Consider the following 26,792-nt stretch of genomic DNA (forward strand, 5'->3'; position numbering starts at 1 on the left):
TCTTGGTAAAAAATTGGGATATTTTCAGCTTTTTGGGGAAACTTTGCCAGATTTATTCGGGATTGGTAGGAGGGGATTGGGGTCTACCTATGGCGACAATTCGAAACCTAAACCCCCTATTCCGGGGGTGATATAAGTGATGGTAGGGTCGCAAACCGCTCATGCGAAGCGTCGAAAGCGGGTGCGAATAATAGTGTCTAACGCCCCGCCTTGGGCGTCGGCAAGCTTATATTTCATCCAGCCAGTCGGTGAGGGCTTTCGCTAATGCCTGCGCCTGGTGGATGGCCATGCCTAGCTGCGTATCGCGGGCAAATAACCCCAGCACCAAGTGGCCGACCGGCGGATGCTCAATCCTGGCCATGCCTAGGAATTCGGAGTTTGGTAATTCAACGGCGACGACGGTTTCTTGCAGGTCACTTTTAAGCGGGTCAATCACCTGGGCCTGAGCCAGGGACACGCTCAACATGGAGGCGTTTAATGCTGCCATGCGGGATGCATCATCGGGTGAGTTAAAACCGATTGAGGCGACGTGGATGCCGTCCCCGGTGCCCAAAATGATTGAGTGTATTCCCTGGTACTGGTTGCGCAAATGCGACAGCAGCGGCAGAGCTGCTGCCGCAATGTCGTTTGCGCCAAAGTCACGCCCACGCACCCGACGGTGTCGAGCAATGAATTCGTCTGTCATGAGTTACTCCTGATAGCGAGTTCCACCACCCGGGCCACATCTTCACGAATTCTGGGATCCGCTACGACAACTGGAGTGGGCGGCATGATCGGGATGGGCGGCATTCCCGGGGGCACCACAAGGGGTGCGGCACCGGCAATAGCACCATCGCCTAGATCAACTTTAGTCAATTGCTCAGTCAGTAACGTCTTCGTCATGGAGGTGATAGTGGCTTCGTCGATTTCAACGAAGTTCAGGGCGATACATAGCCGCCCCTTTTTCAGGGGGGTTTTCACCTCTGGAATCCACTGTTCCAACTGTTCTTCAATCAGGGTGGGGTCACCATACAACCACAGCACTACACCCGCCTCCGGGTTATTCAGTGCCGCCCGGGTGGATTCGAATCGGTCCTGGCCAGCCGTGCCAAACAGGCCGATTTCGGTGCCGTCATCGCGTTTCCAAATGCCGTAGTCGATACCCACGGTTGTGGTGGTCTTCCACCTAGGGATGAATTCGTCGTTTTCCGACCCCTTGACTTCCGTCATAATGGGAAGCACTGTGGACAAAGTTTCGACACAGGTGGTTTTCCCCACCCCGACGGGGCCTACGAAAACCACACCTTTAGTGGTAGGAGAGCCGATGATTGCATCCTGGGGTACGGAATGATAGGGGTCCAGGTCAAGAACGTCGAGTTCTTCGATCTTGCCATGACGCCGTTTGCGGAAGGAGTTCGATTGCATTGTCTTAATAATTCCCTAATCCGAATTTGATTTGACCCAATATCTTAAGTATTGATTAAGTAGCCTAGGTTGTCTAATCTGAAATCTAATCGGGTTCACCCGATTGGCGCGAGCTGGTTTTCCCACTATAGAAAATATAGCGAACGTTGAAACAGGTCCGAATCGAAAAGGAATTGGCGAATATGTCCCAACAAGATCATCTTAATAATTTTTTGAATAGCCTCGCAGAGGATATTTCTGGCTTCATCGGTGCTTCGGTCGTAGACCTGGGTACGGGCATGTCCCTGGCCTCAGTTGCCCGGGTGGCAAACTTTGACCTTGATGTCGCTGCCGCCTATAACTGCGAAATGGTGAAAGCAAAGCGGAAGACCATTCAGGCTCTGGGTATTGACTCTCACTTGCAGGATATGCTGCTTACCTTGTCCGACCAGCTTCACCTGGTGCGGGTGCTCAATAACGACCTGTTCGTGTACGTCGCTGTCCAGTCCTCACAGTCCAACCTGGCTCTGCTGCGGACCGCGGTGAACGCCAACATTGAGAAGTATAATCTGGTCTGAAATGGTCGCCCGGAATTAGCGGACCCCACGTCAGAGCCAGAATCTTCCACGGACGAATCCGTCACCGAATCTGCCCAATCCTTCGCCAGCCCGACGGCAACTGCTGCCGAGGCTGAGGCCAAGGTTGAGGCCGCGACTGCAACGACTCCTGTAGCTCCCGCTGCGGAGACCGATGTGGCCGATACGGCTGATGCTTCTGCGAATCCGGACACTTCAACAGCGACACCAGCCATGGCAGCTGAAACCGTCACAGCGGTTCCAACTACCCCAACGACTGAACCTGTAGCAGTTGATGCGCCGGAGCAGGCCCCAGCGCAGGTTGATAAGGAACCGGCAGATACACCAACAATGGTTATGCCAGCAGTGGTGCAACCAACACCACCGCAATCATCATTAGAGTCAGAGAACCAGAAACCGGAATCAGGCACTCAGGTGCCGGAACCGGAACCAAAAACATCGGGCGCTGATGATGACCCAAAACTCAAACCCGAACCCGAACCAACAGTCGAGGCCGAAACCAAGACCGAAGTCGAAAAAAGCGGCAACGACGAAACCAACGACGAGCCCGAAAAAGCGGCTCACGGCGGCGGTAGCGGCACGGCAACGGGGTCGGGTAATGAGTTACCGGCTGAGCCACACCAGGAAGCTACTCGGCCCGCAGAGGCGGAGCTAGCGGACCAGGATCGGTCGAAGTTGGCGTTTCTGGAATCGGAATACCTCATGATGGAAATACCACCTTTGGACCTGGATTCAACCACCGGAATAGACTTCTTGGCTGACAACGATGATTACTCGGACCCGGTCTTTGCCGCAGTAAAGAAAGACCTGGAACGAAAAGAACGAGAACAAGCAGCTGCCGCGGCCGCCGCCGCAGCCATGGCAGCCGCCTCGGATCCATCATCGTCAGGGGATAATGCCGCCGACAATGTGAATAATCCTGCGCCGGTCGATACCAATTCCAAGCCGCAGCAACAACCAGCGGCAGCGAAGAAAGTACCACTACCGGATTATCCCACCGTCGAAATGCATTTCCCTGCTGATCCCGGGAGTAACCAGTTAGACGAAACCGCGAAGATGCAGTTCGTGATGCCACCCTATGATCCGGCACCCCGAAACCCATCACCGCGGAATCTGCCAAACCGGCAGCAACCGCCACAAGCACCCCCGCAAGCCAATAACCAGTCGGATGCCAGGTCTAACGGGCACCGAGGTTTGTGGAAGCGCTTATTCAGGCGACATTGAAGAACAACGACAACCGGTAGCCTAGTCGCCAGAGCGGCTGCTACCGGTACGTCAACCCGATGCCTCCATTGGGCTCGGGCCCACTCGCGCAGGTACGTGCCTCTGCCACAGAAGAGCGATGCGTGCCTGTGTTTCTAGTTTCTATTGAGTTTTGGCTGTGACCCGGTAGCTGGTGGGTTTTCGCCGTAATATTTCTGGGCCAGCTTAGTCGCATTATGAGAATTGCCCAAATATAGGGGCGATGGCTGATTGGCGTGACCTTGGGTTTTCCTGAATTTTATGGCAAATAGTCCTCATGGTCTAGGCTTATATAAGGTTACAGCGAATACGAGCGAAATGCCGGGGTTCTTTTATAAGGGGCTCATGAATCTTTGCAGCATATCTGCCGCGGTTCGGTGGATGTTGTTGGTGGCATTTTTCTTCTAGTTTCATCTGGTTAACCCCGATAAATTCACTATAATGGGGGTAAAATGAAATAATGGTATTTGTTCATTGTTACGCATTTTAGATTAAAAATGGGTAGCATATTTATATAACTGTAATAGTGGTGTTTAGGCGGAAATTTAGATTTCCCTCGTTCATCTCTCATTTCTTTGTAAGGAGTTTCTTGTCATGAGCCGAAGGCTTGTCACAGCTTTGGGTACGTCGATCGTCCTTGCAGTGCCTATCATTGCTGCCGCCCCCGTGGCCGGTGCCAATGAGGAACCGTATTTCACGGTCGCAATTAGTGAGGGAAAATGCCTGCTCAGCCTCAATCAGGCCAACCCTCAGGCGAAGCAGAATCAACAATTTCTCGCCTCGCCCACCAAAAACCGCATCCAATACTTCAATTCGAGGATTCCCGGTCTGGAAGCGCTGGTAAATGAGCTTGCCGACGCCCATACGTCGGAAAAAACCGCTCTGGCGGGGGGCGACAATGTGGGCATGACCAAGTCCGGTGATGCCCTCACCGCCACCAAGTCCAAGATCACCGAGCTGGTCACTAGAAGCGGCATGAACGAGAAAGACGCCGAAGAGATCGTCAAACTCGCCAATGACTACCGCAAAGAAGGCGGTCCCACCCAGGTCAGCTATGAGGTGGAGCAAAAGAAAATCGCCGCGGCCCTTACCGCCGCCACCACCGCCCTCTCAACCGAAAACCAGTTTGCTAATAACAATAAATCCCTGCCGGATAATTCCCCCAAGTTCAACCAAATCAATGCCGAATGGGATGCAGCCTTCCGTAATGCGGTTGAGGGGCAACACAGTGGGCGGCTCACTGCCATTAAGGCCTGCCAGGAAAACCGGACCGTTACCGCTGGCGGTACCGGTGGCACTGGTGCGACCAGCGCACCCGCCACGACCAGTGGGGCAGCAAAAACCAGCGAAGCGCTACAGCAGCCGAGCAGCCCACTGTATAAGCTGCTCCATACCCTCTCGTCCGTGTCTGGGGTGGCTGGGACGATTATCACCGTGTTCCAGAACCTTCTGAAAACCGGTGCTATCAAATTCTAGCCGGCCGGCCACCCCGGCCAGGTGGTAGGGACTACCTGCCGCTACCGCTGATGTGCCGCCACGCGATGGGCAGCTGCTCAGCATAATACGGCCAGTTATGGGTGCCGCCATGCAGATAGGTCACCTGCTGGTGGGTCATGCCCTGCGCCCGCATTGCATCATCCAGGTCGTGGGTGCATTGATTTACCAGTTTCTCTAAAATTACCGACCCGGTGAGCGTGATCGGCCCACCATCTTTGGCAACAATGTCCTTATCCCGCTGCGTCACCTCGCCATCCGCGGCAAACAGGTACACCGGCATGCCGCGCAACCCGGACGGGTTGGCGGTCACATCATTCCGGCGCCGCTCCGCCGACACCCCCGGCCCCCACTGGTTATCGGGGTTACCGCCGGTCGCCGTGTTAATCAGGTTCAAAAACCCGCGGCCATCGGTGCTCGTGGGGGAGTAGCATCCCGAAAACCCAAACGTGCCCCGGTACAGGTCCGGGTGCAGATTCGCTAACCGCACCGCCGCACTGCCGCCCATGGACACGCCACCAATATATCGGGTGCCGTTAAACTTTAAACCCGCCTCTTTCTCCAGTACGGTGGGTAGCTCGCTGGTGAAAAACGTTTCCCACTGCATCCGACCCAAAATTGGGTCGTCGGACTGCCAGTTAGTGTAATTCGACCCGGTCGCCTCTGTCGGCATGACCACCGTGACCTGCTCGCCGCTGAGCTGCTGCACATTGCCTTCCCGCAGCCACCCGGACTCCTTCGGCGCGGTCACCCCATCCAACAGATACAGCATTGGGGCTGGCTTACCCTGGTCCTTCGCGTGCTGCACCTGCACCTGCACCACCCGCCGCATCGCCGGCGACTCTACGAACAACCGTTCGATACCGGGGTGTTGGGCGTCGGCTTCCCGCTTCGCCAACCGAGGCGCCGCATAGTCCCGCAGCGAGGCGGGCGGGTACGGGTTCGGCCGGAAATAGATGGGCGGCGTCGGCACATACCCAGGCGTTGACCCCAAGAGTCTTTCCAGCTCCGGGGCTAGCCTGGGATCCTTCGACATCCGTTCAACCGCGCTCGACGACCCCAGATCCCCCACATCCGTAGCCTCCGCCGGCATCACCCCCAGGTTCAGGCCGGCGCTCACACCCGCCACGACTATCCCCCCAAGGATTCGCATCGCTTTTCGACGCATCAACCTCACCGCTTTCCTATCGGATAAATCATGAAATGATTATAGTCCGACTGTTAGGCGTCGAAAAGCTTATTGGCTCATATGCCGCCATGCGATCGGCAACTGCTCCGCAAAATACGACCAAAAATGGATACCACCCTGCTGATACGTGATCTTCTGGTGGGTCATGCCCCGCGCCCGCATCGCATCATCCAACTCGTGCGCGCACTCATTCGACATCTTCTCCAACACCACCGAACTCGGGATCGCCGCATTCCCCACCGGACCGTACTTTGCAGTAATACTCCGATCCCGGGGCGTAATCACCCCATCCGCCGTAAACACATACACCCGCATATTCTTGAGCCCCTCCGGGTGCGCCGTCACATCATTCCGCAGCCGCTCCGCCGATGTTCCCGCTCCCCACTGATTATGCGGATTCCCGGCTCCCGCGGCCACTATCATATTTAAAAATTCCCGCCCCATATTGCTCGTTGTGGAATAGCACCCTGAAAGCCCAAACGTGCCCCGGTACCGATCTGGGTACAGGCTCGCCAACCGCACCGCGGCCCCCGCACCCATCGACGCCCCACCAAGATACCGGGCGCCATTAAACTTTAAATCCGCCTCCTTCTCTAGCACGGTGGGCAGTTCGCGCGTCAAAAACGTTTCCCACTGCATCCGCCCCAACATCGGATCATCCGCTTGCCAGTTCGCATAATTCGACGACCGGGCTTCCGTCGGCATCACCACCGTCACCTGCGCATCCTGGTGCAATTGCTGCACCTTTCCCTCCGTCAACCAGCTTGATGTGTCATTCGAAGCCGCCCCATCCAACAAATACAACATTGGTGCCGGCTTACTCCGGTCCTTCGCATACTGCACCTGCACCTGCACCACCCGCCGCATCGCCGGCGACTCTACGAACAACCGTTCGACATTAGGTTCGTAGCCATCGGGCTCCCGCTTCGCCAACCGGGGCGCTGCATAGTCCTGTAGTGAAGCAGCGGGATACGGATTCGGCCGTAAATACACCGGTGGCACCTGCACATACCCCGGCTGCCCCCGATGCGCCGCCTCATACGCATCCTGCAACGCCCGCGCCAACTGCGGATTCCGGGACGCCTCAACCAACGGATCCTGCGCCGGCGACAGCGATGACGGTGTCGGCTGCGCTCCCGCAACCATCGGCCTGAACACTCCAAAACCCGTGGTCAACACAGTTACTGTGGCCACAATGGTCAGCACGATCGCCTGTGTCTTACTACCCATAAACTGGTGAACTTTTTTATACGCCATAGCGGCCCTATCAACTTTCTACAATGAAACAGCGGTGACGAGAATCTGATCTATCCGATCTATCGACCACCAACCAACCCACCATTACATTGCACGCTAAGCTTAACCCCATGAGTATCGTCAAAATCAACGCCATCACCGCCGGACCCGGGCAAGAAGCAGAGTTAGAACGCCGATTCGAAGCCCGCAAACACGCGATCGACGGCCACCCCGGATTTGAGGGATTCACCCTCCTGCGCCCCACCAAGGGCGAAACCCGCTATTTCGTGTTCACCCAATGGGCCGACGAAGAATCCTACCAAGCCTGGCGTGCCGCCGACACCGGGCACAGCGGGGACCCTGCCGAACGCAAAAAAGTAGCCCCGCACGCAGACCTCATGGAATTCGACGTAGTGTTCGAAGTGAAGGGGGAATAACCCATGGAAGCCGCCGAAGTAGCATCATGGATGTTTGCCGCCGAGGTGCCCATTCCCGCTGACGTGAACAACATACTCATCCCCGGGGAGCAAGCCGTCGCCGCCTACAAAACCTTCCGCGATAGCGCTATTTTCACCACCCACCGCCTCATCGTCCGCGACTCCCAAGGCATCCGGGGTAAAAAGGTGGAGGCCTATTCCCTCCCATACTCCGCAATTAACATGTGGTCCAGCGAAAACGCCGGCACCCTCGACTTCACTGCCGAAATTGCCCTATGGACCCGTGCCGGATACATCAAGATCAAGCTGGGAAGAGGCGTGGATGTTCGCCGCCTTGATCAGCTCATCGCCCACGTTGTCCTCAATAAATAGCGGTCCGGGGTGGGGTAGCGGCCGCTGCTGGAGGCAGACCTGTCGGGCTTGGCGTGGCGGCCAGTCAAAGCCGGTTGGCCGGTTAGCCGGTTGCCGCAGCTGCGGTTGCCGCAATCGCATCCGCCAGGGGAGTGGGGACAAAACCGAATGCCTGTTCTAGTTCGGTGGCGTCGATAACATAGGGTTGGGTGTATTGGTAGAGCACGGATTTGATTTCCCGCATCATGGGGTTGGTGAGCCCCGCGAGTGTGAGCCCCATTCCCGAAATCTGTTTCACCTTCCCCTTGGGGTTGAGCTGATAAGCAAAGTCGGTGAGGCTGACATTCCCGGATACCGGCCCCACCCAATACCTATCGCTCAACTGGGGGTTGGTGGCCAAAATGGCCAGGCATTCGCCAATGTCGGGAAGATACGACCAGGCGTGGGGGACGGTGGGATCGCCAACCACCTTGGCCACCCCGCCGGCAAGAATGGGATCGATGAATTCGTCGCCGACAATGCTGCCAATGCCCGCGCCCGGGCCAAAATAATCACTGGCCCGCAGCTCGGTGACATAGAGATCATCAGCCTGCTTGAGCATGCGCCATAATTGGGCGCGGGTGGCGCCCTTGGGCTCGGTGGGTGATTCCAGGGACGCACCGGTAAACGGCCTAGTCTGTCGCCCAAACGGGTAGAGATTTCCCATGAGCACAATGCGAGAGCCGGTAGCGCGGGCGGCGGCAATCACCGATTCGATAATGGGCGGCCATTCCTCGGGCCACTCCGGGTAGGGCGGATTGACGCACACAATAATGGATTCGCAGTTCGTCGCGGCGGTGGCGAGGGCCGCGGCATCCGTGGCATCCAACCGCAGCGACAGGCACTGGGGAACGGGGGTACGCGACCGGGTTCCGACCTTCACCTGCTGATTTCGGCGAATGAGACTGTGGGCAGCAGCCCGGCCGGTGGGGCCGGCGCCCAGGATAAGGTGGGTGGACATGACGAACTCCAAAAACGAATGGTGCGCGCCGCGTCGCGCGTCGAAAGGCTCAAGGCTGACGCCCAAAAGCTAATAAAGTATCATAACAACAGTCGAACGTTAGCTCGATTAATCGAGATATCAGTACACCCGTCCTTATCTAGCTCACCTGACTTTTATATACCGCATCCCATCCAGCTTTAAGCTGGTCACCATAATATTCCCACGCATGAACCCCACCATACTGGTAGTGGACAACCTGGTGGGTCATGCCCGCGTTAATCATGGCACGTTCCAAATCACGTGTGGAGGTGTACGAGGCATATTCCAAAATGGTGGCACCGGGTAAATCGAGGCGGGTGCGGCCGGTGTGCAGCTCAATATCGTATTTGGTGATATGGGCGTCGGCGGCAAACAGGTAGACCGGAATATTCCGCAACCCTTCCGGGTGATCAGCCACGTCGTTGCGCGCCCAGGTGGGGGTCGGTCCGGTGCCCCACGCATTGTCGGGATCGCTGCCAACGCACCGTAAAATGGCCAGGGTCATGCCGCGGCCCATGGCAGATGTGGTGGAGTAACAGCCGGAGAGCCCAATGGCACCGTGATAAAACTCGGGGTGTTTCGCCGCCAGCCGGATTGCCCCGCTAGCCCCCATGGAGAGTCCCCCGATGATGCGGCGCCCATTAAATTTCAGGCCGGTGGTGGGGTCTTCCATGATGTTGGGAAGTTCTTGGGTGAGAAACGTGTCCCATTGGTGGCGGCCTACCTCGGGGTCGTCGGCCACCCAGTTTTCATAGAGTGAGCCCGATGCCTCGGTGGGCATGACCACTATGACCTGTTCGTTGTTTAAGGCTTTCTCTAATTGGCCTTCCCGCAGCCACCCAGAGCGGCGGGGCGCGGTAACCCCGTCAAGGAGGTAGAGCATGGGGGCGGGCTCCTCTGGTTTCGGGGGGAGCATGACTTGCACTTCAACGATGCGGCGCATGCATGGGGATTCGATAAACCAGCGTTCCACCCGGGGCGCCTCATCGAATACCCGTTTGGCTAATCTAGGAACGTCATAGTCCTGATTACTGGTGGCCGGGTGTGCGGTTTCATCAATATAGATGGGGGGAATTCGCCGCCATACGGCTGGGGATTTCTGCACCATTTTCACCCCAAAGGAGATGAGCTTTCGTGCTGTTTTAGTGTTCAGCACTGCGGCAACGAGGGTGCAATATCGCCGGGTGGCCATTCCCGGTGTGGGTGGGCTGACCGGGGTGTCCACAGTGGAGGTAGCAGTAGAGCGCATAGAAGTTGTATCAGTCATCGACTGTAAAGTTTAAGAGATTCATGAAAGGAAAACACTTTATAGGGGTATGGGGCAGAAAACTGGGAGTATTGCTGCGCGTCAATGTGCTCAACAGACCAATTTCGCCTAAAATCTAATGGCGGATTGCGGTCCCGGCGGTGTTACGGCATCGCCGGGTTTCTTTCTGTCTTGTCAGGTAGTGATTGCTTGTCGACGCCCCCACGTGTCGCAGCTGGTTATCGGCCGAAAAGAGCCGCTACTGTGAGCATCAATGGTAATGCTAAGAACGTTGACAGCAGCACCGTGTCCCGGGTGACCACCATGCCCCGTTGGTAGGTGGCCGCATAGTTATACACGTTTTGGGCGGTGGGGAGCGACGACAAAATCACCACCGCATAAAGCTCGTCCCCACGCAACCCACACACAAACCCCAACCCGACCGCGATCATGGGCATGCCCACCACCTTAAGCGCCGTGGCAGTGATTGCTGCCGGCCGCTGGGTGGGATCCCCCAACGGTCGGGCGTTCGTTAACGATGCCCCGAAACTCATGAGGATCATGGGAATGCTGGCCCCGCCCAGGATGCGGACCGGCTCCACAATGCCCTTCGGGATGGTGATCCCGGTGACGCCTATGATGAGCCCCAAAAACGCGGCAACCACAATGGGACTGAACAGGCTCGACGCGATTGCCCCGCCCACCTTTCGGGCCCGGGACCCAGTGGTGTTATTGTCGCTAATGAGTGCCAATACGAGGGGGGTGAAGATCGTCATTTGCACCACCAGCAGCGGGGCCACATAGCCGGCGTTCCCCAACACATACATGCCCACCGGCAGCCCAATGTTATTCGAATTGACATAGGCCGTGGCGGCGGCACCCATCACCGTGCTGGCCCGATCCGTGGGAAAAAACCTATGGGACACCGCCACAAAGATCCCGCTCGTGACCAGGGCAGTCAGGGCCTCCACCAGAATAACCGGGCTGAAGAGCGCGTCCCGGCTGGATTGCGACACCACCATGAAAATCAGCGCCGGCGTGGCCGCGTAAAACGCCACCCGGTTGAGCACTAAACGCTGGTCATCAGAGGTAATCACCCGGAATCTCGCCAGGAGATAGCCAATGAAGATCACCATCAGAATAATTGCGAATCCCTCTAACACGCCTAACATGAGGTCCTCCTTACCGTGGGCTTATTACACTGGAATTCTATGAGCATGACCGATCGCGCCCAAGGCGTGCTATATGGCCAAGTCATTGGTGACAGTCTTGGTTCCCTGGTGGAATTCGCCTCGCCCGACACCATTGCCGCCGACTATCCCGGCGGGGTGCGGGAGCTTGCCGACGGCGGGCCGTTTCGACTCAGCGCCGGCCAGCCCACGGACGATTCCGAAATGGCCCTCGCCCTGGCCCGCACCCTCGTGACCCATGGCTTCGACATTGATGCCATCGCCGCAGCCTATCGACGGTGGGCCGAAAGCCACCCCTTCGACATCGGAAACACCTGCGCCGACGCGCTGCTGCGCGGGGTGATGAACCCGCAGTCGCAGGCCAATGGTGCGCTCATGCGAATCAGTCCGGTGGGGGTGTTCTGCGCCTACGACCCCGACGCCGCCCGGGACTATGCCCGGCAAGACGCCCGGCTCACCCACATCAATGAGACCTGCCAGGACCTGAACGCGGCCTACGCCTACGCCATCGCCCGGGCGGTGGGGGAGGGCCTGGGCCGGGAGGCGGTCCTCGGCCTCTTTGATTCCGACGATGTAGTCGAACCCGACGACTATCTCACTCACATGGGTTGGGTGCGGGTGGCCTTCCCCAACGCCCTCTATCAGCTCGCCACCGCCCCTGATTTTGCGGAGGCCCTGGTGGCGACCATCGCCCGCGGCGGCGACACCGACACCAACGCCGCTATTTGCGGCGCCCTGTTTGGCGCGGTGGTGGGGGCCAGTGGCATCCCGAAGCGGTGGCGGGACGTGGTGGATCAGTGCCGGCCCGGCCCCGGCACGCTGCGGCCCCGGCCGGCGGAGTATTGGCCCACCGACCTGCCGGGCCTTGCCGATCGCATCTTGACGCGGCGGTGAACGCTACGGGCGCTACAGGTACGCCGAATTGGGCCGGTGTCCGAAAATGGCGGTGCCAATCCGAACGCTCGTCGCCCCCTCGGCGATCGCCCATTCGAAATCCCCCGTCATGCCCATGGATAGCTCCGTAAGGCTCATGCCGTCCGGCGCGTCCGGTTGCAGCCGATCCCGCAGGGTGCGTAACTGTTCAAAGCTGGGGCGCACCACCGACTCCTCCGGGGAAAACGCCGCCATGGTCATGAGGCCTCGAACATGCAGGCGATCAAGCGTCGCCAAGCTCGGGAGTATTGCTGCAACCTTGTCGGGGGCGAACCCGCTTTTTTGCGACTCGTGTGAAGTGTTCACCTGAATGAATACATCCAGGGTGCGGTTCGCTAACTCCAGGCGGTGCTGTAACGCCTCGGCAAGCCGGAGGGAATCCAATGCGTGAAACTCGGCCGCGAACTGGGCAATCTCCTTCGCCTTATTCCGCTGGAGATGCCCGATCGCGCACCACGTCACGTCGACGCCGCGGATGCGAAACGCCTGCGCCTTCTCCGCCAATTCTTGGGGGCGATTCTCCCCAAGCACGGTCATGCCGGCCTCCGCGGCCAACAATGCATGGGATATCGGAAACGTTTTCGAAACCGCAATGAGGCGAATGTCCGCGGGGTCCCGGCCGGCGGCGTGGGCGGCATTGGCGATCCGTTCGGTGACCGCCTGGTAGTTTGCGCGAAACTCATCAACTGTAGAGGGGGTGCTATAAGGTGGCATGCTTGCCAAGTGTAGTCCCGCAACCGGGATGCGTAGAATAGCGTCCATGCTTACTTCGACCCCGCCTGTACGTCATTTCGGTCACACTATCATCGAGCATCGGCTGCCCGTGCCCTGGGATCCCGCCAGCCCCGATGACACGTTCGAATTATTTGCCCGTGAGGTTTATGCCGACGGTGGGGCGGACAACCCGCCGCTGGTGTTCTTCCAGGGTGGCCCGGGTTTTCCTGCCATTCGCCCCTACGGCGCCACCGGCTGGTTCGGGGAGCTGCTGCAGCACTACCGGGTGATCTTATTGGACCAGCGGGGGACCGGGAACTCTCACCGCATTGACGCTGCCGGCGACCCCCAGGATCGCGCCCTGGAGCGGCTGGCGGTGCTGCGGCAGGATTATATTGTTGAAGACGCCGAAGCGTTACGACGCGCATTGGGGATCGAAAAGTGGGCCCTGTTTGGCCAAAGCTTCGGCGGGTTCTGTATCACCGCCTACCTGTCCGCCTACCCGGAGTCGGTCACCGAGGCCTTCCTCACTGGTGGTCTGCCCACCATCACCGACCCGGTTGACGACGTGTACCGCGCCACCTACACCAAGCTCACGTTCCGCCAGGAACAGTTCTTCACCCAGGTGCCGTGGGCTAACGACCGGATCCGGGAGATCGCGTACCATCTCGACAACTCGGACGAAACCCTGCCCACGGGGGAGCGGCTCAGCTCCCGACGATTCCGCACCATCGGCATCAACCTGGGCCGGGGGGACGGCTACCTGTCCCTGGCCTACCTGCTGGAAAATCCCTTTGTGACGGTCAAAGGCGTTAAGCGGTTGCGCCGGGATTTCCTAACCTCGGTGGGGTCGCAGGTGAGTTTCGAGGGCGCACCGCTTTATGCCGCCATTCACGAATCTATCTACGGCGGCGTGGGTGGCACCGCCCCCACCAATTGGTCGGCGCACCGGATTCGGGAGGAAATCGCCGGCTACGAGGAGAATGCGGACCCGCGCACCGCCGACAAGTTCTATCTGACCGGGGAACATATTTACCCGTGGCAGTTCACGGAGGATCCGGCGCTGCGCCCATTCGCCGAATCGGCGGAGCAGCTGGCGCAGCACGAGTGGCGGCGCAGCCCCTACGATGCGGACACGTTGGGGTCGGCGGCCAGCCCCACCGCCGCCGCGGCTGTGTATGTGGATGATGTGTTTGTGCCGTTTGAACTGTCTATGGCCACGGCCCATGCTTACCGGGATGTTCGCCCGCATATCACCAATTTCTATCAGCATGATGGTATTGGGTTTGGTGGCGCCGAGATCCTGGGCATTTTGCGGGATAAGGTGCGCGACCACTAGGCCGGGTCGCCCACTGGGGCGGCGAATCCACGTGGACCATGGGTAAAAACCCGATAATCGGGGGTAGGGTTATGGCACCCCCGATTTGGGTTTATGCTGATCCTGGCCTAAATTAACTCAGGCACCCATGCATATTCCGGTTGACCTTCACCACACCTTTGAACCCAGCCGGAATGGCGGTTACCCACCGACTGCATGGGTGCAATGTTATGTTGGAAACCATTACTGCGCACCCCATCGGGTTCTGGGCTACAATCCTAACCATGCGCGAAAAGATTGTGATTAGTGCAGCAGAAGCGAGTGAATTTGAGGAAATGACCAGCGTTTTTGAACACAACGAAGAACACGTCCTCAATCCAGCAATCCTCCTCGTGATCCAATCCTCTTAAAACAACCCCATGGTCTAGCCGCGGCTCAACTGTGGGACCGCCGCGATAAGAGACTGCGTGTAAGCGTTCTGCGGCGCCCGCAATACCTGAGCGGTGTCGCCTTTCTCCACAATTCGACCGTCATGCATCACCATGATGGTGTCACAGACGCTCCGCACCACGCCAATGTCGTGCGACACAAACACCAGCGTCAGATTATGCTCCGCCACCAACGAATCCAATAGATTCAGAACACGTTTTCGAACTGACACGTCGAGGGCGGACACGGGTTCGTCTGCCAGGAGGATTGCCGGTCGCGGTGCCAGCGCCCGGGCCAGGGAGATCCGTTGTCGTTGCCCGCCCGAAAATGCGTGCGGATACCGGGTCATCATGTCCGGCTCTAGCCCCACCTCGGTGAGTACCTCGGCGATGCGCTCGGTGTCAGGAATGGGCAGGGTTTCTGCAATGATGTCCCGCACCAGCATCCGCGGGTTGAGCGACCCCATGGGGTCTTGAAACACCATGTGCATCGACTCGGACATGCTCACCGTGCCGCTCGTGGGCCGGGTGAGACCAGCAAGAAGCTTGAGCGTGGTGGTCTTCCCGGAGCCCGACCCGCCGACGATCCCTAGCCGTTCCCCCCGGGACACGGTGAAGCTAATGTCGTCGACCGCGGTGGTGGACTTGAACTTTTTCGTCAGGTTCGTTGCGGTGATGACCACCTCGTCCGACCGGTTTGCGGGGCGGGGATCGGGCAACGTTGAGGCGTCGATAAGCGAACGCGTGTACGGCTGCTCGGGCGCGGTAAGGAGCTTGTCGACGGGGGCCTCTTCCACAACCCGGCCATCCTTCATTACCAATACCCGCTCGCACGTTTGTGCGACCAAACCCAGGTCGTGGGTGATAAATAACAGCCCGGTGCCGCGCTCCGCCACCAGCTTTAAAATCAGCTCCACAATGGCCCGCTGGCTGGTCACATCCAGCGCCGTGGTGGGTTCGTCGCAGATAAGCAGCTCCGGGTCGTGCGCCAACGCCATGGCGATCAGCACCCGCTGCCGCTGCCCGCCTGACAGCTGGTGTGGGTACCGATTGGCCATGTCCGCCGGCAGCTCCACCTTCCCTAACAGCTCCACCGCCCGCGCCATGGCCTGGCGTTTGGTCACCCGCAAATGCGTGAGTACCGCCTCCGCCACCTGCTTGCCCACCTTCATGAGCGGATTCAACGCGGTCATGGGCTCCTGAAAAATCATGGCCACCCGTTTGCCCCGAATCGTGCATAAATCCCGCTCTGACAGCAAATCTAGCCGATCCTCACCCAGGCGAATTTCCCCGGACGACCTCATCAGCCGCATCACGGACATCGCCGTGAGGGTTTTGCCCGACCCGGACTCCCCAATCAGGCCCACCCGCTCGCCCGGCGCGATGGAAAACGCCACATCATGCACCACATCCTTGACGCATAATGATTTGACCTGCAACACCGTCATCCTAGTTGTGCCTCTCGTCTCGTAACCGCGGATCGTAAAGGTCCCGCAGCCCATCGCCTAATAAGTTAAAACCCAACACCGTGATTGCAATCGCCAACCCCGGCCACACCGCCAGGTAGGGGGCGGTGGTGAGTGATGATTGCGCCGACTGGAGCATCCGCCCCCAGCTGGGGTCCGGCGGTGGTGTCCCCAACCCCAGGAAGCTCAGGCCCGCCTCCGCGAGGATGGCCAGCGCGAACGACACCGACGCCTGCACAATAATCACCCCGGTGATGTTCGGCAGCACGTGCCGGGTGGCAATGTACAGGCTGCCGCGTTTCGCCGTTCGGGCGGCCGCCACATAGTCGAGCGACATGACCGTGAGCGCCGCAGCCCGGGAGATTCGGGCGAACCCCGGCACGTTCGCTAGCCCAATACCCACCATTGCGGTGAGTGTTGTTGCCCCAAACATGGCGGTGGCGATGATCGCCAGCAATAACCCCGGGAACGCCAACAGCAGGTCCGATGAGCGCATGATGATGGCCTCCACCGTGCCCCGCCGCATGGCGGCGATCACGCCCAGGGGCACACCGATGACTGCCGCCACCACGACCGCCACCACGCCGACCGCCAGGGTGATTCGGGCCCCCACCATGATTTGGGAGAGCACGTCCCGCCCAAACCGGTCGGTGCCTAACCAGTGCTGGAGGCTGCTGGACTGGAGCCGTACCTCCGGGTAGGCGTGCAGCGGATCGTAGGGGGTCCACACCCACGACACCAGCGCCATGAGGATTACCGCGCACACGATTGCCCCACCAATCCAGCCGGCGATGGGGAGTTTTTTCATGATCGTCATTATGCTGTCACCTCGCTTCGGGTTCGCGGATCCACCACCGCATACGCCACGTCCACCATGGCGTTGACGACGACCGCGAAGATCACTAGAACCATCACAATTGTTTGCACCGTCGGCAGGTCCCGGTCGGTGACCGCCTGCAGGAGCATGCTGCCCAGTCCGGGGATGACGAATACTTTTTCGATCACCACCGCCCCGATGAGGAGGTTGGTGATTTGCAGCCCGGTGACCGTAAGCACCGGCAGCGCCGCGTTTCGCAGCCCGTGGGCCATGAGCGCCTGCCCGGGATTCAGGCCTTTCGCCCGGGCGGTCCGCATGAAATCCTCATCCATCACGTCGAGCACCGCCGAACGCACGTAGCGGGTCATGATGGCCGCCTGCACAATGCCCAGCGAAATCACCGGGAGAATCAGCCGAGCCACGAACCCCCCAAAGTCTTCGCTGGGCACGGACCAACCATTGGCCGGCACCCATTTGAGCCGCACCGCGAACCAGGCCACCAGGAGAATGGCCGCCAGGAAGCTGGGGATGGCGATGCCGATCTGGCTGAGCACCGTGATGGCCACCCCGTCCCATTTACGGGCCCGCCTTGCCGCCCACACCCCCAGGGGAATGCTCAACCCCAGGGCCATGACCATGGCGCACCCCACCAGGATGATTGACACCTGGAGCCGGTCGAACACCAGGGGGGAAATGTCCGCACCCGATGTGAGCGACATGCCCAGGTTGCCGGTGACCAGGCCCTGCACCCAGGTGACGTATTGTTGCCACAGGGGCTTGTCGATCCCCATGGTGGCCGACAGTTTCGCCACCGACTCGTCCGTGGCGGTCACCCCCAGGGCCACCTCAGCAGGGTTGCCGGGGATGACCCGCAGCGCAATGAAAATCACCAGGCTCGCCACCAGCAAGGTCAGCAGGTAGCGCAGCGTGTTCGCCCCAATTCGTTTCAGCATCATTGTCCTATGCCTCCTTCTTCACCCCGGACAGCACCAACCCGTCGGCGACGGAGTTCCGCGGAATCCCGGTGATGCCGTTATGCGTGACCACGATCATGGGCAGATTAAACAGGGTGTCCGCCCCGGCCTGCGCCATGATTTCCGTCACCGCCTGCCGCATGAGCTCCGCATATTTGTCTTCCGGCGCTGCATCCGCTTCCGCCAGAAGCTCCCGCACCTTGGGGCTGTCGAACCCCAGGTAGTAGTCGGGGTTGCCGAACAGGTGGGGGATGTCCCGCGGTTCGACGTGGGCGATGAGCGACATGTCGTAGTTTTTCCCCTTGAGTACCTTGGCGAGCCACACGGCCGGAAACTCCGTCGACTCGATCTTCACCTTGAAACCAATGTCCGACAGTTGCGAGTACAGGATTTCCGACGCGGATTGGGCGTAGGGGAGCGACGGCACCGAGAGGGTGATTTCGGTGCCCACTGCACCGGCCTCGGCCATGAGCTCCCGCGCCCGCGCCGGGTCGAACTGGTATTCGCTTTCCCCGGTGTACCAGGGGTCGGTGGGAGGCACCGGTGTGCCCCCGGTCTCTACCCCGTAGCCCTCCCACGTGGTGTCAATGATCGCCTGCCGATCCACCCCGTACATGACGGCCTGCCGCACCCGCACATCGGTGAAGGGGGCGCGCTTATTATTCATGCTGAGTAGCACCTCACCGTTGGTGCTGCCCACCTCAACGACGAGATTATTGTCCGCCTGTAACGACTCCAATAATTCCGGGGATTGCAGGCCAATAGCTGCATCAATAGTGCCGGACCGTACCGCGTTGGTGAGGGAAATCGCGTCCCCGAAATAGCGGAAGACCGCCCGGTCGTTGGCGATTTTCCCACCCCAATAGTCCGGCCGGGCCACCATGGTGAGTGAGGTGCCCACCGCCCACTTGTCAACCACATAGGGTCCAGTGCCCACCGGCTTGGTGGCTAGGTTCGCCACCCCATTGGGGGTCATCATGGCCCCAACCAGGGTACCCATGGACCATAGCCACCCATTCGAACGTTGTTTCAACACGACTTTGAGAGTGTGCTGGTCGACCACTTCGGTGTGGTCCACCACGGACATGCTGGCTTTCAGCCCATTGCTCCAGTCTGCCACCCGGTCGATGGAAAACTTGGCGGTGTCCGCGGTGAACTCGTCCCCATTGGAGAACTTCACGCCCTCCCGCAGGTGAAACGTGTAGGTGGTGCCGGCATCGTCCAGCTCCCACGAGGTGGCCAGCAGCGGTTGGATGGTGCTGTCCTGGTCGATGCGTACCAGGCCCTCGTACACATTGCCCATGAGGGCCTGGGGGATTGCCGCGCCGGAGGTCGTCGTAAAGTCCAACGATGCCGGCGGGGCCGTGGTGCCCACCACAATTGTGTGTGCGGCGGACGTTGCCGGGGTGTCGACCACCGCGTCCCCCACACCGCTGCTGGCCGTGCTACCTGCGGAACATGCCGCAAGCAACCCCACCAACCCGGTCGAAAAAAGAATTTTTGCTATTTTCTGCATGATTATCTAAGACTCACCGCCGCTGTGGAATAAATTAAGTTCTGTGACGATTGTGCTGCGTACCTCAACAAAAAGTTTCTTCCGCTCCCGCACCGCCGTGTGCACCATGATCCTATTGAGCATCATGTGCCTGACCGCCACATTATTGGGCACCTTGCTTATCGACGCCCAAGGCTGGTGGCTTACCCTCGTTCTCATATCCCTCACAGTCCCCTTGGTAGGAGTGTTATTAAGCGTTTGGGGAATAATAACCAATTTTCGGCGATCTCGCCGACCCATTCTCACAATTGACAATAACGAAGTCCACATCACCGAAACCGGAATCCGGTTCCCCACCAACCAACTCCAGGTAGGATACCTTTTTCACCAAGGCGCCGACGGCATGCTGTTGCCGGACCATCCCATCACCGATGAAAAAAATTATGCCGACTACACCTTTTCATTCCCCACCGGGCCCACCATGACCCCCACCCAATTCGCCGATGCCCTCTACCATCGGGGAGTGCGGGTCATTTGGCGAGACTAGCCGGCAGCCTTAAACCGGATCCGTTTCCCGAATGATCTTAATGCTGTTCCACGTCCGAATCTTCTCATTCGTCTGCGCAATCCGCCGCTGACAATCCTCCTTACGGAAGAAATCAATGCTTGCCCCAACTGCCAGGCCCGCAAGGGTCGGGGCCAGCCACGTGAAATCCGCATTAAACAACGGCAGCTCAATCGGTGCCCCCGACTGCCACGTCACAATCTTGTCCACCACCGACCACAAGAACACGCCCCACGCGGGGATCGCAAACCCCCAATACAGCGGCAGTATCGGCTTCACCACCGCCCCGATGAGCGTCACAATGATCACCGTCATCGCCACCGGGTAAATAAACACAATGATGGGGGTGGCGATGCTAATCACCGTCTCCAGGCCGCCGCTGGCAATCCCAAACGACACCGCCGCAAACGTTATTAGCCAGGTCCGATACGAGATTTTCGGCACCAAATAGTTGAAAAACTCGCTGGTTGCCGCGAGCAGCCCCACCGCCGTCGTCAAGCATGCCAATAGCACCACACCCCCCAACACCACCTGGCCCGGGAACCCCAACACCTGCAACGATGCGTGCGACAATAATGTTGCCCCATCCTTATACGACTGCCCCTCGGGAATCCGCGACCCCATGATGGCCAACCCCAAATAAATAGTGCCCAACAGCGCGCCCGCCCCCAACGCCGCCATGGTGGTGCCGGGCAGCGGGTTAGCGATCTTCTGCTCCTTAATCGCCGAAATCACCAAAATGCCAAACGCCAACGCCGCCAGCGAATCCATGGTGAAATAGCCCTCCATCAGCCCCGCCGGAAACGGCGACGCGGCATACTCCTCGGTGGGGGCAGCACCCGGATTATGCAGCTGGAACAGTGACAACACAATCAACACCGCCAGCAGCGTCAGCAACGCCGGGGTGAGCACCTTCCCCAGCCGATCCACCAGCCCCGACGGGTTCAATGCCAACCAGGTCGCCACCGCGAAAAACACCAGGTTAAACCCGACCGACGCCGGCGTGCTCTCCCACCCGGTGACTGGGGAAACCGCCGTGGAAAAACTCACCGCCCCCGTCCGGGGAATCCCGAAAAACGTGCCGATCGACAAATAAATCGCTATAGAAAACACGATGGTAAACACCGTGCCCGCCCGGGCCGCCAACGCCCGAATATCCTGCCCCGACAACGCAATAGCAATAATCGCCAACACCGGCAACGCCACCCCACTGATGAGAAACCCCGTTACCGCGGGCACAAAATTATCACCCGCATTAGCCCCCAACATTGGTGGGAAAATCAGATTCCCCGCACCAAAAAACATGGAAAACAACATAAGCGCAATAGCAAACAGCGCTCGTTTGGACATCAGTCCTCCTTTGGGGGCAGCACAATAGTTACTTCCTCATAGATGCTATACGGGTCAGCGCCTGATGCAGAATTTCCCGCGACGTGGCGAAATTCAGTCGGACACAATCGGTACCGATCTCCCCAAACCAGGCACCATCATTCACCGCAACCCTCGCATGCTCCAACAAATACGTGGCCTTATTCCCTGGAATATCCGTTTCTGACAAATCCAGCCATAGCAAATACGTTGCCTCCGGCACCCGCAGCTTCACCCCCGGCAGCGCATTCGGCAACTCTGCCACCAAAAAATCCCGATTCGCCTGCAAATACTCCACTTCAGCATCCAGGAACTCCCGGCCCGACCGGTATGCGGCCTCCGCAGCCACCAACCCCAGAATCGACGCCCCATCCTTCGTAGCGTTCGTTAGCCCCTGCCACACCCGCTCATCGTCCGCATTGCTGAAAATAATCTGCGCACACTTGAGCCCCGCAGTGTTCCACGCCTTCGACGTCGCCGTCGCCGTAATACACACCCGGGCCGCGGTCTCGCTCACCCCAGCAGCCACCACATGCTGCCGGCCGTCATACACCAACGGGGCATGAATCTCATCCACCAACACCCGTGCCCCAAACTCGGCCGCCAAATCGGTGATCCCCACCAATTCCTCCCGCTCAAACACAAACCCCAACGGATTATAAGGGTTACACAACAACAAACACCCGGCACCCTGCTCAAACGCTTTCCGCAGCTCCCCTAAATCAAACGACTCAACAAAAATCCCCTCCCGGCCGGTGGCCTGAAGCAGCTGGAAAAACGGGGGATAGGCCGGCACCGGCACAATCACCTTCGAACCCGGCGTCGTAAAGTGCTCAATGGAAATCAACAGCGCCCGCACCACATCCGCGACCGGATGCACCCATTCCGGCCGGGCCGTAAACCCATACCGGTCCCGGTAAAAATCCGCCGTCGCCTCGGCCAACCCGGACTGGTTCTCCGCTGGATACCCGAACGACTCCGCCGACACCGCCGCCTGAACCGCATCCACCACCGCCGGGCAGGTGGCAAAATCACTCTCCGCCACCCACAACGGAAGAACATCAGCCCCATAACGGGTCCACTTCATAGTGTTTCGGGCCTGCAATTGATCGTAAGAAGGAAAACGCATGCGTCTATGGTAGTACTGATGAAGGTGCAGCCGCGACGGACTAAAATCACAACAAGGTATTATGCCTAAAAGACCGGCAAGAACACCCGCCTGAATTAAAATAACACCAAGATTATGCAGGCCCCGAACGCACACGAGGAAAGGCACACGATGCACACGACGACAAAACTCGGCACCATAGTTGTCATAAGCCTGCTGCTCGGTGGCTGCTCATTCTTCGGCGGCGACGGCTCCGACGCCGCAGCCTCCGTCTCGGCATCCGCAGCCGCCAGCCCCGTTTTCCAGGCGAAGGAAGTATCACCGATCACCGCCGCCGAACTCGACAAACCCCAAACCGACCCCGGGCTCAACGTCGAAATCACCCTCCAGGCCGCCGGCTACAACCCTGCCGGAAGCGGCTCCGTCATCTACGTTTTGGTGAAAAACCTCAACGAAGCCTCCCTCCCCACCGACGCCCTCACCGTCCACCTCGAAGGCGCCAACCCCATTACCGAAGGCACCATCGGCCTTGATCTGCCGCTCGGACCTGGCGCCGCCGCCAACCTCCAATACGCCTTCGACGCCCCCACCAGCGCGCTCTCCAACGCCCGCTTCACCATTGGAAACATCATCTACCAGGGGGATCTCGCCAACGTGTAGCCGAGAGCGGGGCGGGGAATCTGGCGGACCGGACGCCCCACACACAGGCTCACCGGCGCCACCACCCTCAGGCCACTCACAGTGCTTCCCACCGCGTGTGCTGTTGTGTGTTTTGCCAAGCCACTGTTTAATGAAACCCATGACTGACGTAGTAGTGCTTGTCGATGACCACGGCCATCCCATTGGCACCGCCCCCAAAGCCACCGTTCACACCACCGACACGCCACTGCACCTTGCCTTCTCCTGCTATGTTGCCCACAATGGGAAAATATTAGTGACGCGCCGGGCGTTACTGAAGAAAACCTGGCCGGGCGTGTGGACGAATTCCGCCTGCGGGCATCTCGCGCCGAAGGAAACCGCCCAGCAGGCGGTGCTGCGGTGGGTGCCGCACGAGCTGGGGGTTCCGGTGCGTAACCTGCGGTGTGTGCTGCCGGAGTTCCGCTACCGGGCGGTGGATTCCCGGGGCATTGTGGAGAACGAGATCTGCCCCGTGTTCATTGCCGAGGTGTCGGGGGAGGTACAGCCCGCTGCCGACGAGGTGGATTCGTACCAGTGGGTCACGCCCGCCGACCTGTTGGCCGCGGTTGATGCCGCCCCGTTTACGTTCAGCCCCTGGATGGTCGAGCAGCTAGCATTCCCCGAACTGCGTGCCGCCCTACTCGCTCTTTCCGCTTGACGACGGCCAAAGGTGCGCTTGCCTTCGAAATGAATGGTCACGAATAACTCTAGAGGGATTGCTACGGTACCTGGAAGAAAAATAGTGCCTCACAGCATAAAATTGAGAGAACATGTATACCTATCGTGATGTAAAAAGTGGTGAGGCCTACCGGGGATTACTAGAATCCCTAGGTTGGAAGAAACCACGGAAAAAAGAAGCAACATTTACAAAAACCTACCCCACCGGGTTATTGTTTGAAGCTTATTTTGGTTACGCCACTTTCAACCATTACCCCGGTAATTTCTCTGGCATCCCAGTGTTTCGGGTTATCTCACCACAATGGCGGAAACTCGCACGAAAACTCGGACTTAACAGCACAGAAGGACTCCTTTATTTTCTAGATGTGACAAACCCTATCTATACGGATTTCGTGAATCAGAAAACCAGGATGTCGTATCTTACGTCTTTTGATGATCTCGATGTTGATTCGTTTACCCGATTCAACACGGCAGCCGATACATTCATGGGTTCTTTCCAGGTAGAGAATTACATCACGCTCCCTCTGCGGGAGTTTCGTATCACCTGGAATAATACTTCGATACCGGCAATGGTGGGATACCTAGCCATGATGGGTGATATGTCGTCAAGTAAAAAACTGTATGACCACACTATGGCTAATGGTGGCATAGACTATGCCCCGTCGCAGGAAGACCTCCAAACAATAGCCAACCATTACCACCTTGATACAGCAAGCTCAACAGGCCCGTGACATGAAAATCATTGGCGATCCCCAGGAACTCCAGCGAATCATGGTGGTTCGTAATCGGATAGCGGCGGAGAATATTGTGAACTTCGTAGATGGTGAGGATGATATTGTTGCCCATGCCTTCTCCGCTGAGACTTCTGGGTGGCTCATCGGCGTGCGCAATGATTATGACATTCACGAAGACCATGCAGTAATTGTGGAACCCGCCCCAAAGGATTTTGATTTATTGGGTCGAGAATTCATCGGCCAAGGTTTCCTGCTGTTCTCAGAGGATGAGCGACCAGCGGTGCTGTTTATGGCCGCAGATTATAAGTTGATTGCTGGCACGTTGTCGTTCTTGCATCGTGTCTTTCCGGATCTTTCCATGCAGAATCGGGAATTTATCGAGTTGAAGAACGAAGAACTTTCCCGCCCGCACTTTGTCGGGTATGAGCAGACCCTGGAAACCGCTACCCGATTCATAGATTGGTTGGACTAGAGAATGATAACCGTGAAAGACTTCCTCGCCTATGTTGAGGAAACCACCCGCGATCAACTATGGATCGACCATAATGCGGACTATTTCAACGATGATGTGTACATCGCAGCCGGGGTATCAACATCATATCCTTCCTACTACGAGTTTTATATCCGCAATGCAAAAGTAGAACGTTTATACTCCGTCCAGGAGTACATCCTCGAACTATGGACGGTCGACCCAAAGGTAACGAAACCATTTTACCTGTCAGAAAACACAATCCGATTCGTGACAGATGACAACGAATACCGTGACCCTAGGAAAACAGAACTCATATTCACCGGAGACGAAATCTTCGTCACCGCCTGCCGTTTTCCAGTCGTAGGATGGGGAGTGGATTGGCTGTCCCCCCAAGACCTACCGGCACGCGAGGTAGAAGAAGCAACCCGATTCCAAAAACTAATTTTCGACGACACAGTACCTGACTGGCCACAAGAACCAGGAAGAAAACCAGCCGCAACAACGCTCCACTACTACCGCGTCCCAGCCCAAGAAACCAGAAGACTAAGCGAACTCAAAAAACAGTTCCCCGTGATAGCAACTCGGAAACGACCGGATACATCAGGGTACCCGCATATGAGTATCACGAATAATTATTGGGTGATGTTAGAGCTTTTATGGCGGTCGGAAACCCTGCCCAGGATGACAGTAGGATGGATGGCATGGAATAGGCAGGTTGCTTACAATATGGCGGAATATATTCCCGAGATGCTGCAAAAACTCCAGCAACAATTAGACATACTCGACACCACCCCCTTGGCGTCGAATAAATGGGCAATGGACACATTCTGCCAACTTCGAGAGTTCTACCGTGCTGCGGCTGCCCGGGGTGAAGGCGTAATCATTATTGGCGAATTACAAAGATGAAGAAGGCCAAGCTAGATGGCATGTTCTTTCTGATCTTCTACCTGTTGGCGTAGATAGATTTTCCCAGCGACTGGGTAAGTTTCAATCATGCATATTGGTGGTTTTAGGAGGTTTATTAAATGTATTCCGAATATATGTTTTGGCGAAGAATGCCTGACGAGAAGAACATGCTTACCACCCTGCGTCACCAGGTAGCGCAAGATGCCAGCCTGCATTTCTATATTTTCTTCAAGTTTGAGACGCTCCAAAAATTTTCCGACATGACACACCAGTATGGTGGCGCGCTGCTCTGGCATTGGGATTTTACAGACACACCGCTCGGGTTTCTGTTTCGAAAGCCCATTGTAGGGTTGGTGGAATTTGATTGCTCTGATCCTAAGAGTGATCCCGCAGGCGCATTCTTTCACTCCCTCAATACCGCTCTTGGAAGCAGAGCAATGGTGAGTGATGACCTAACATTCCCAGACAAAGCGAAGCCTCTTCTAGTCTATGACTATTCTCCAGCGACGTTCATGGGGACTGAAGAAGAGCGGCCCGGACCGTTTAATATCGACGAAGAACTCATCAACGCTGGCGCGCTACTTACCTATGTAGTAGAGATTTACGATCAACCAGACGACAAAGAAGACTATTGGATGGAATACCTATGCGTTAATGACTCGCGTGACGAGCTCTACTAACCTCAAAGAAAGCTTATTCAGCATCCCCACACATGACTAGTCTTTGTAAGTAAAGAAGATCGAGCTAGACGGT

Annotated in this window: 29 protein-coding genes; 15 read left to right on the forward strand and 14 right to left on the reverse strand. The window is 57.9% G+C overall.

What is annotated here, in order from left to right; genetic code table 11:
• Positions 1–226 precede the first annotated feature (226 nt).
• Together HBA49_RS02985 and HBA49_RS02990 are read right to left on the reverse strand one after the other, a co-directional pair.
• The gene (locus tag HBA49_RS02985; RefSeq protein ID WP_005521517.1) at positions 227–685 is read right to left on the reverse strand and encodes a roadblock/LC7 domain-containing protein; all 459 of its coding nucleotides are present in this window, start codon (positions 683–685) and stop codon (positions 227–229) included.
• Positions 682–1,404 (reverse strand): hypothetical protein, encoded by a 723-nt coding sequence (locus HBA49_RS02990; protein ID WP_005521518.1) that lies wholly within the window; start codon positions 1,402–1,404, stop codon positions 682–684. Before HBA49_RS02990 ends, HBA49_RS02985 begins: the two co-directional genes overlap by 4 nt.
• 182 nt (positions 1,405–1,586) lie before the next feature.
• On the opposite strand from HBA49_RS02990, the gene HBA49_RS02995 reads away from it, so the two are divergent.
• The 3 genes from HBA49_RS02995 (at position 1,587) to HBA49_RS03005 (ending at position 4,697) form a co-directional block, all read left to right on the forward strand.
• On the forward strand, positions 1,587–1,961 hold the full coding sequence (locus HBA49_RS02995; protein WP_005526429.1) for a hypothetical protein: 375 nt from the start codon (positions 1,587–1,589) through the stop codon (positions 1,959–1,961).
• Positions 1,962–2,135: 174 nt separating this feature from the next.
• Complete coding sequence (locus HBA49_RS03000; RefSeq protein ID WP_005525558.1) at positions 2,136–3,203, forward strand: hypothetical protein; 1,068 nt, start codon at positions 2,136–2,138, stop codon at positions 3,201–3,203.
• 612 nt (positions 3,204–3,815) lie between these two features.
• Positions 3,816–4,697, forward strand: a complete 882-nt coding sequence (locus HBA49_RS03005) for a hypothetical protein (protein ID WP_005526292.1) — start codon at positions 3,816–3,818, stop codon at positions 4,695–4,697.
• Between the two features lie 31 nt (positions 4,698–4,728).
• On the opposite strand, the gene HBA49_RS03010 is transcribed toward HBA49_RS03005, so the two are convergent.
• Positions 4,729–5,883, reverse strand: coding sequence for an alpha/beta hydrolase (locus HBA49_RS03010; RefSeq protein WP_040431940.1), 1,155 nt, complete (start codon positions 5,881–5,883; stop codon positions 4,729–4,731).
• A gap of 69 nt (positions 5,884–5,952) precedes the next feature.
• Complete coding sequence (locus HBA49_RS03015; protein WP_225866036.1) at positions 5,953–7,134, reverse strand: alpha/beta hydrolase; 1,182 nt, start codon at positions 7,132–7,134, stop codon at positions 5,953–5,955.
• Positions 7,135–7,271: 137 nt separating this feature from the next.
• On the opposite strand from HBA49_RS03015, the gene HBA49_RS03020 reads away from it, so the two are divergent.
• Together HBA49_RS03020 and HBA49_RS03025 are read left to right on the forward strand one after the other, a co-directional pair.
• A complete protein-coding gene (locus tag HBA49_RS03020) occupies positions 7,272–7,577 on the forward strand; it encodes an antibiotic biosynthesis monooxygenase family protein (RefSeq protein WP_005525944.1) in 306 nt (101 codons plus the stop codon).
• Between the two features lie 3 nt (positions 7,578–7,580).
• Positions 7,581–7,949 (forward strand): PH domain-containing protein, encoded by a 369-nt coding sequence (locus tag HBA49_RS03025; protein ID WP_005525817.1) that lies wholly within the window; start codon positions 7,581–7,583, stop codon positions 7,947–7,949.
• 82 nt (positions 7,950–8,031) lie between these two features.
• Here HBA49_RS03025 and HBA49_RS03030 read toward each other — a convergent pair whose 3' ends face one another.
• From HBA49_RS03030 to HBA49_RS03040, 3 genes are all read right to left on the reverse strand, one after another.
• On the reverse strand, positions 8,032–8,928 hold the full coding sequence (locus HBA49_RS03030) for an NAD-dependent epimerase/dehydratase family protein (RefSeq protein WP_005526542.1): 897 nt from the start codon (positions 8,926–8,928) through the stop codon (positions 8,032–8,034).
• Between the two features lie 139 nt (positions 8,929–9,067).
• Positions 9,068–10,216: an alpha/beta hydrolase gene (locus HBA49_RS03035; protein ID WP_225866037.1), complete on the reverse strand. Its 1,149-nt coding sequence runs from the start codon at positions 10,214–10,216 to the stop codon at positions 9,068–9,070.
• 218 nt (positions 10,217–10,434) lie between these two features.
• Positions 10,435–11,367 (reverse strand): AEC family transporter, encoded by a 933-nt coding sequence (locus HBA49_RS03040; RefSeq protein WP_005526149.1) that lies wholly within the window; start codon positions 11,365–11,367, stop codon positions 10,435–10,437.
• A 39-nt stretch (positions 11,368–11,406) separates the two neighbouring features.
• On the opposite strand from HBA49_RS03040, the gene HBA49_RS03045 reads away from it, so the two are divergent.
• Entirely contained in the window at positions 11,407–12,279 is an 873-nt protein-coding gene (locus tag HBA49_RS03045; RefSeq protein ID WP_040431937.1) for an ADP-ribosylglycohydrolase family protein, read from the forward strand.
• 12 nt (positions 12,280–12,291) lie between these two features.
• Here the strand turns inward: HBA49_RS03045 and HBA49_RS03050 are convergent, their stop codons facing one another.
• Positions 12,292–13,032 (reverse strand): YggS family pyridoxal phosphate-dependent enzyme, encoded by a 741-nt coding sequence (locus HBA49_RS03050; protein ID WP_005526030.1) that lies wholly within the window; start codon positions 13,030–13,032, stop codon positions 12,292–12,294.
• 46 nt (positions 13,033–13,078) lie between these two features.
• Here HBA49_RS03050 and HBA49_RS03055 point away from each other — a divergent pair, with 46 nt between their 5' ends.
• Complete coding sequence (locus HBA49_RS03055; protein ID WP_040431935.1) at positions 13,079–14,371, forward strand: alpha/beta fold hydrolase; 1,293 nt, start codon at positions 13,079–13,081, stop codon at positions 14,369–14,371.
• Positions 14,372–14,634: 263 nt separating this feature from the next.
• Positions 14,635–14,760, forward strand: a complete 126-nt coding sequence (locus tag HBA49_RS13115; RefSeq protein ID WP_256588217.1) for a hypothetical protein — start codon at positions 14,635–14,637, stop codon at positions 14,758–14,760.
• 14 nt (positions 14,761–14,774) lie between these two features.
• Here HBA49_RS13115 and HBA49_RS03065 read toward each other — a convergent pair whose 3' ends face one another.
• The 4 genes from HBA49_RS03065 to HBA49_RS03080 are packed head-to-tail and all read right to left on the reverse strand — an operon-like array spanning position 14,775 to position 19,551.
• Complete coding sequence (locus tag HBA49_RS03065; RefSeq protein ID WP_005525829.1) at positions 14,775–16,226, reverse strand: ATP-binding cassette domain-containing protein; 1,452 nt, start codon at positions 16,224–16,226, stop codon at positions 14,775–14,777.
• 1 nt (position 16,227) lies between these two features.
• Positions 16,228–17,052 (reverse strand): ABC transporter permease, encoded by an 825-nt coding sequence (locus HBA49_RS03070; RefSeq protein WP_172458868.1) that lies wholly within the window; start codon positions 17,050–17,052, stop codon positions 16,228–16,230.
• Between the two features lie 8 nt (positions 17,053–17,060).
• Positions 17,061–18,014, reverse strand: a complete 954-nt coding sequence (locus HBA49_RS03075) for an ABC transporter permease (protein WP_370443785.1) — start codon at positions 18,012–18,014, stop codon at positions 17,061–17,063.
• 7 nt (positions 18,015–18,021) lie between these two features.
• Positions 18,022–19,551 carry an ABC transporter substrate-binding protein gene (locus HBA49_RS03080; protein ID WP_005526528.1) on the reverse strand — a complete coding sequence of 510 codons (1,530 nt, stop codon included), beginning with the start codon at positions 19,549–19,551 and terminating at the stop codon, positions 18,022–18,024.
• A 43-nt stretch (positions 19,552–19,594) separates the two neighbouring features.
• On the opposite strand from HBA49_RS03080, the gene HBA49_RS03085 reads away from it, so the two are divergent.
• Positions 19,595–20,077: a hypothetical protein gene (locus HBA49_RS03085; protein WP_005526457.1), complete on the forward strand. Its 483-nt coding sequence runs from the start codon at positions 19,595–19,597 to the stop codon at positions 20,075–20,077.
• Positions 20,078–20,086: 9 nt separating this feature from the next.
• Here HBA49_RS03085 and brnQ read toward each other — a convergent pair whose 3' ends face one another.
• Positions 20,087–21,445, reverse strand: coding sequence for a branched-chain amino acid transport system II carrier protein (brnQ, locus tag HBA49_RS03090; RefSeq protein WP_005526153.1), 1,359 nt, complete (start codon positions 21,443–21,445; stop codon positions 20,087–20,089).
• A 28-nt stretch (positions 21,446–21,473) separates the two neighbouring features.
• Positions 21,474–22,592: a MalY/PatB family protein gene (locus tag HBA49_RS03095; RefSeq protein WP_040431933.1), complete on the reverse strand. Its 1,119-nt coding sequence runs from the start codon at positions 22,590–22,592 to the stop codon at positions 21,474–21,476.
• Between the two features lie 150 nt (positions 22,593–22,742).
• On the opposite strand from HBA49_RS03095, the gene HBA49_RS03100 reads away from it, so the two are divergent.
• From HBA49_RS03100 to HBA49_RS03125, 6 genes are all read left to right on the forward strand, one after another.
• Positions 22,743–23,231 carry a hypothetical protein gene (locus HBA49_RS03100; RefSeq protein WP_005525877.1) on the forward strand — a complete coding sequence of 163 codons (489 nt, stop codon included), beginning with the start codon at positions 22,743–22,745 and terminating at the stop codon, positions 23,229–23,231.
• 130 nt (positions 23,232–23,361) lie between these two features.
• The gene (gene idi, locus HBA49_RS03105; RefSeq protein WP_005525721.1) at positions 23,362–23,907 is read left to right on the forward strand and encodes an isopentenyl-diphosphate Delta-isomerase; all 546 of its coding nucleotides are present in this window, start codon (positions 23,362–23,364) and stop codon (positions 23,905–23,907) included.
• A gap of 112 nt (positions 23,908–24,019) precedes the next feature.
• The gene (locus HBA49_RS03110; RefSeq protein ID WP_050773704.1) at positions 24,020–24,658 is read left to right on the forward strand and encodes a hypothetical protein; all 639 of its coding nucleotides are present in this window, start codon (positions 24,020–24,022) and stop codon (positions 24,656–24,658) included.
• Positions 24,630–25,133 carry a hypothetical protein gene (locus HBA49_RS03115; protein ID WP_225866038.1) on the forward strand — a complete coding sequence of 168 codons (504 nt, stop codon included), beginning with the start codon at positions 24,630–24,632 and terminating at the stop codon, positions 25,131–25,133. Before HBA49_RS03110 ends, HBA49_RS03115 begins: the two co-directional genes overlap by 29 nt.
• A 3-nt stretch (positions 25,134–25,136) precedes the next feature.
• Positions 25,137–26,039, forward strand: coding sequence for a hypothetical protein (locus HBA49_RS03120; RefSeq protein WP_005521567.1), 903 nt, complete (start codon positions 25,137–25,139; stop codon positions 26,037–26,039).
• A 119-nt stretch (positions 26,040–26,158) separates the two neighbouring features.
• A complete protein-coding gene (locus tag HBA49_RS03125) occupies positions 26,159–26,719 on the forward strand; it encodes a hypothetical protein (protein WP_034995405.1) in 561 nt (186 codons plus the stop codon).
• Positions 26,720–26,792: the final 73 nt, after the last annotated feature.

It is taken from the genome of Corynebacterium matruchotii, assembly GCF_011612265.2.
In the GTDB taxonomy this organism is placed as follows: domain Bacteria; phylum Actinomycetota; class Actinomycetes; order Mycobacteriales; family Mycobacteriaceae; genus Corynebacterium; species Corynebacterium matruchotii.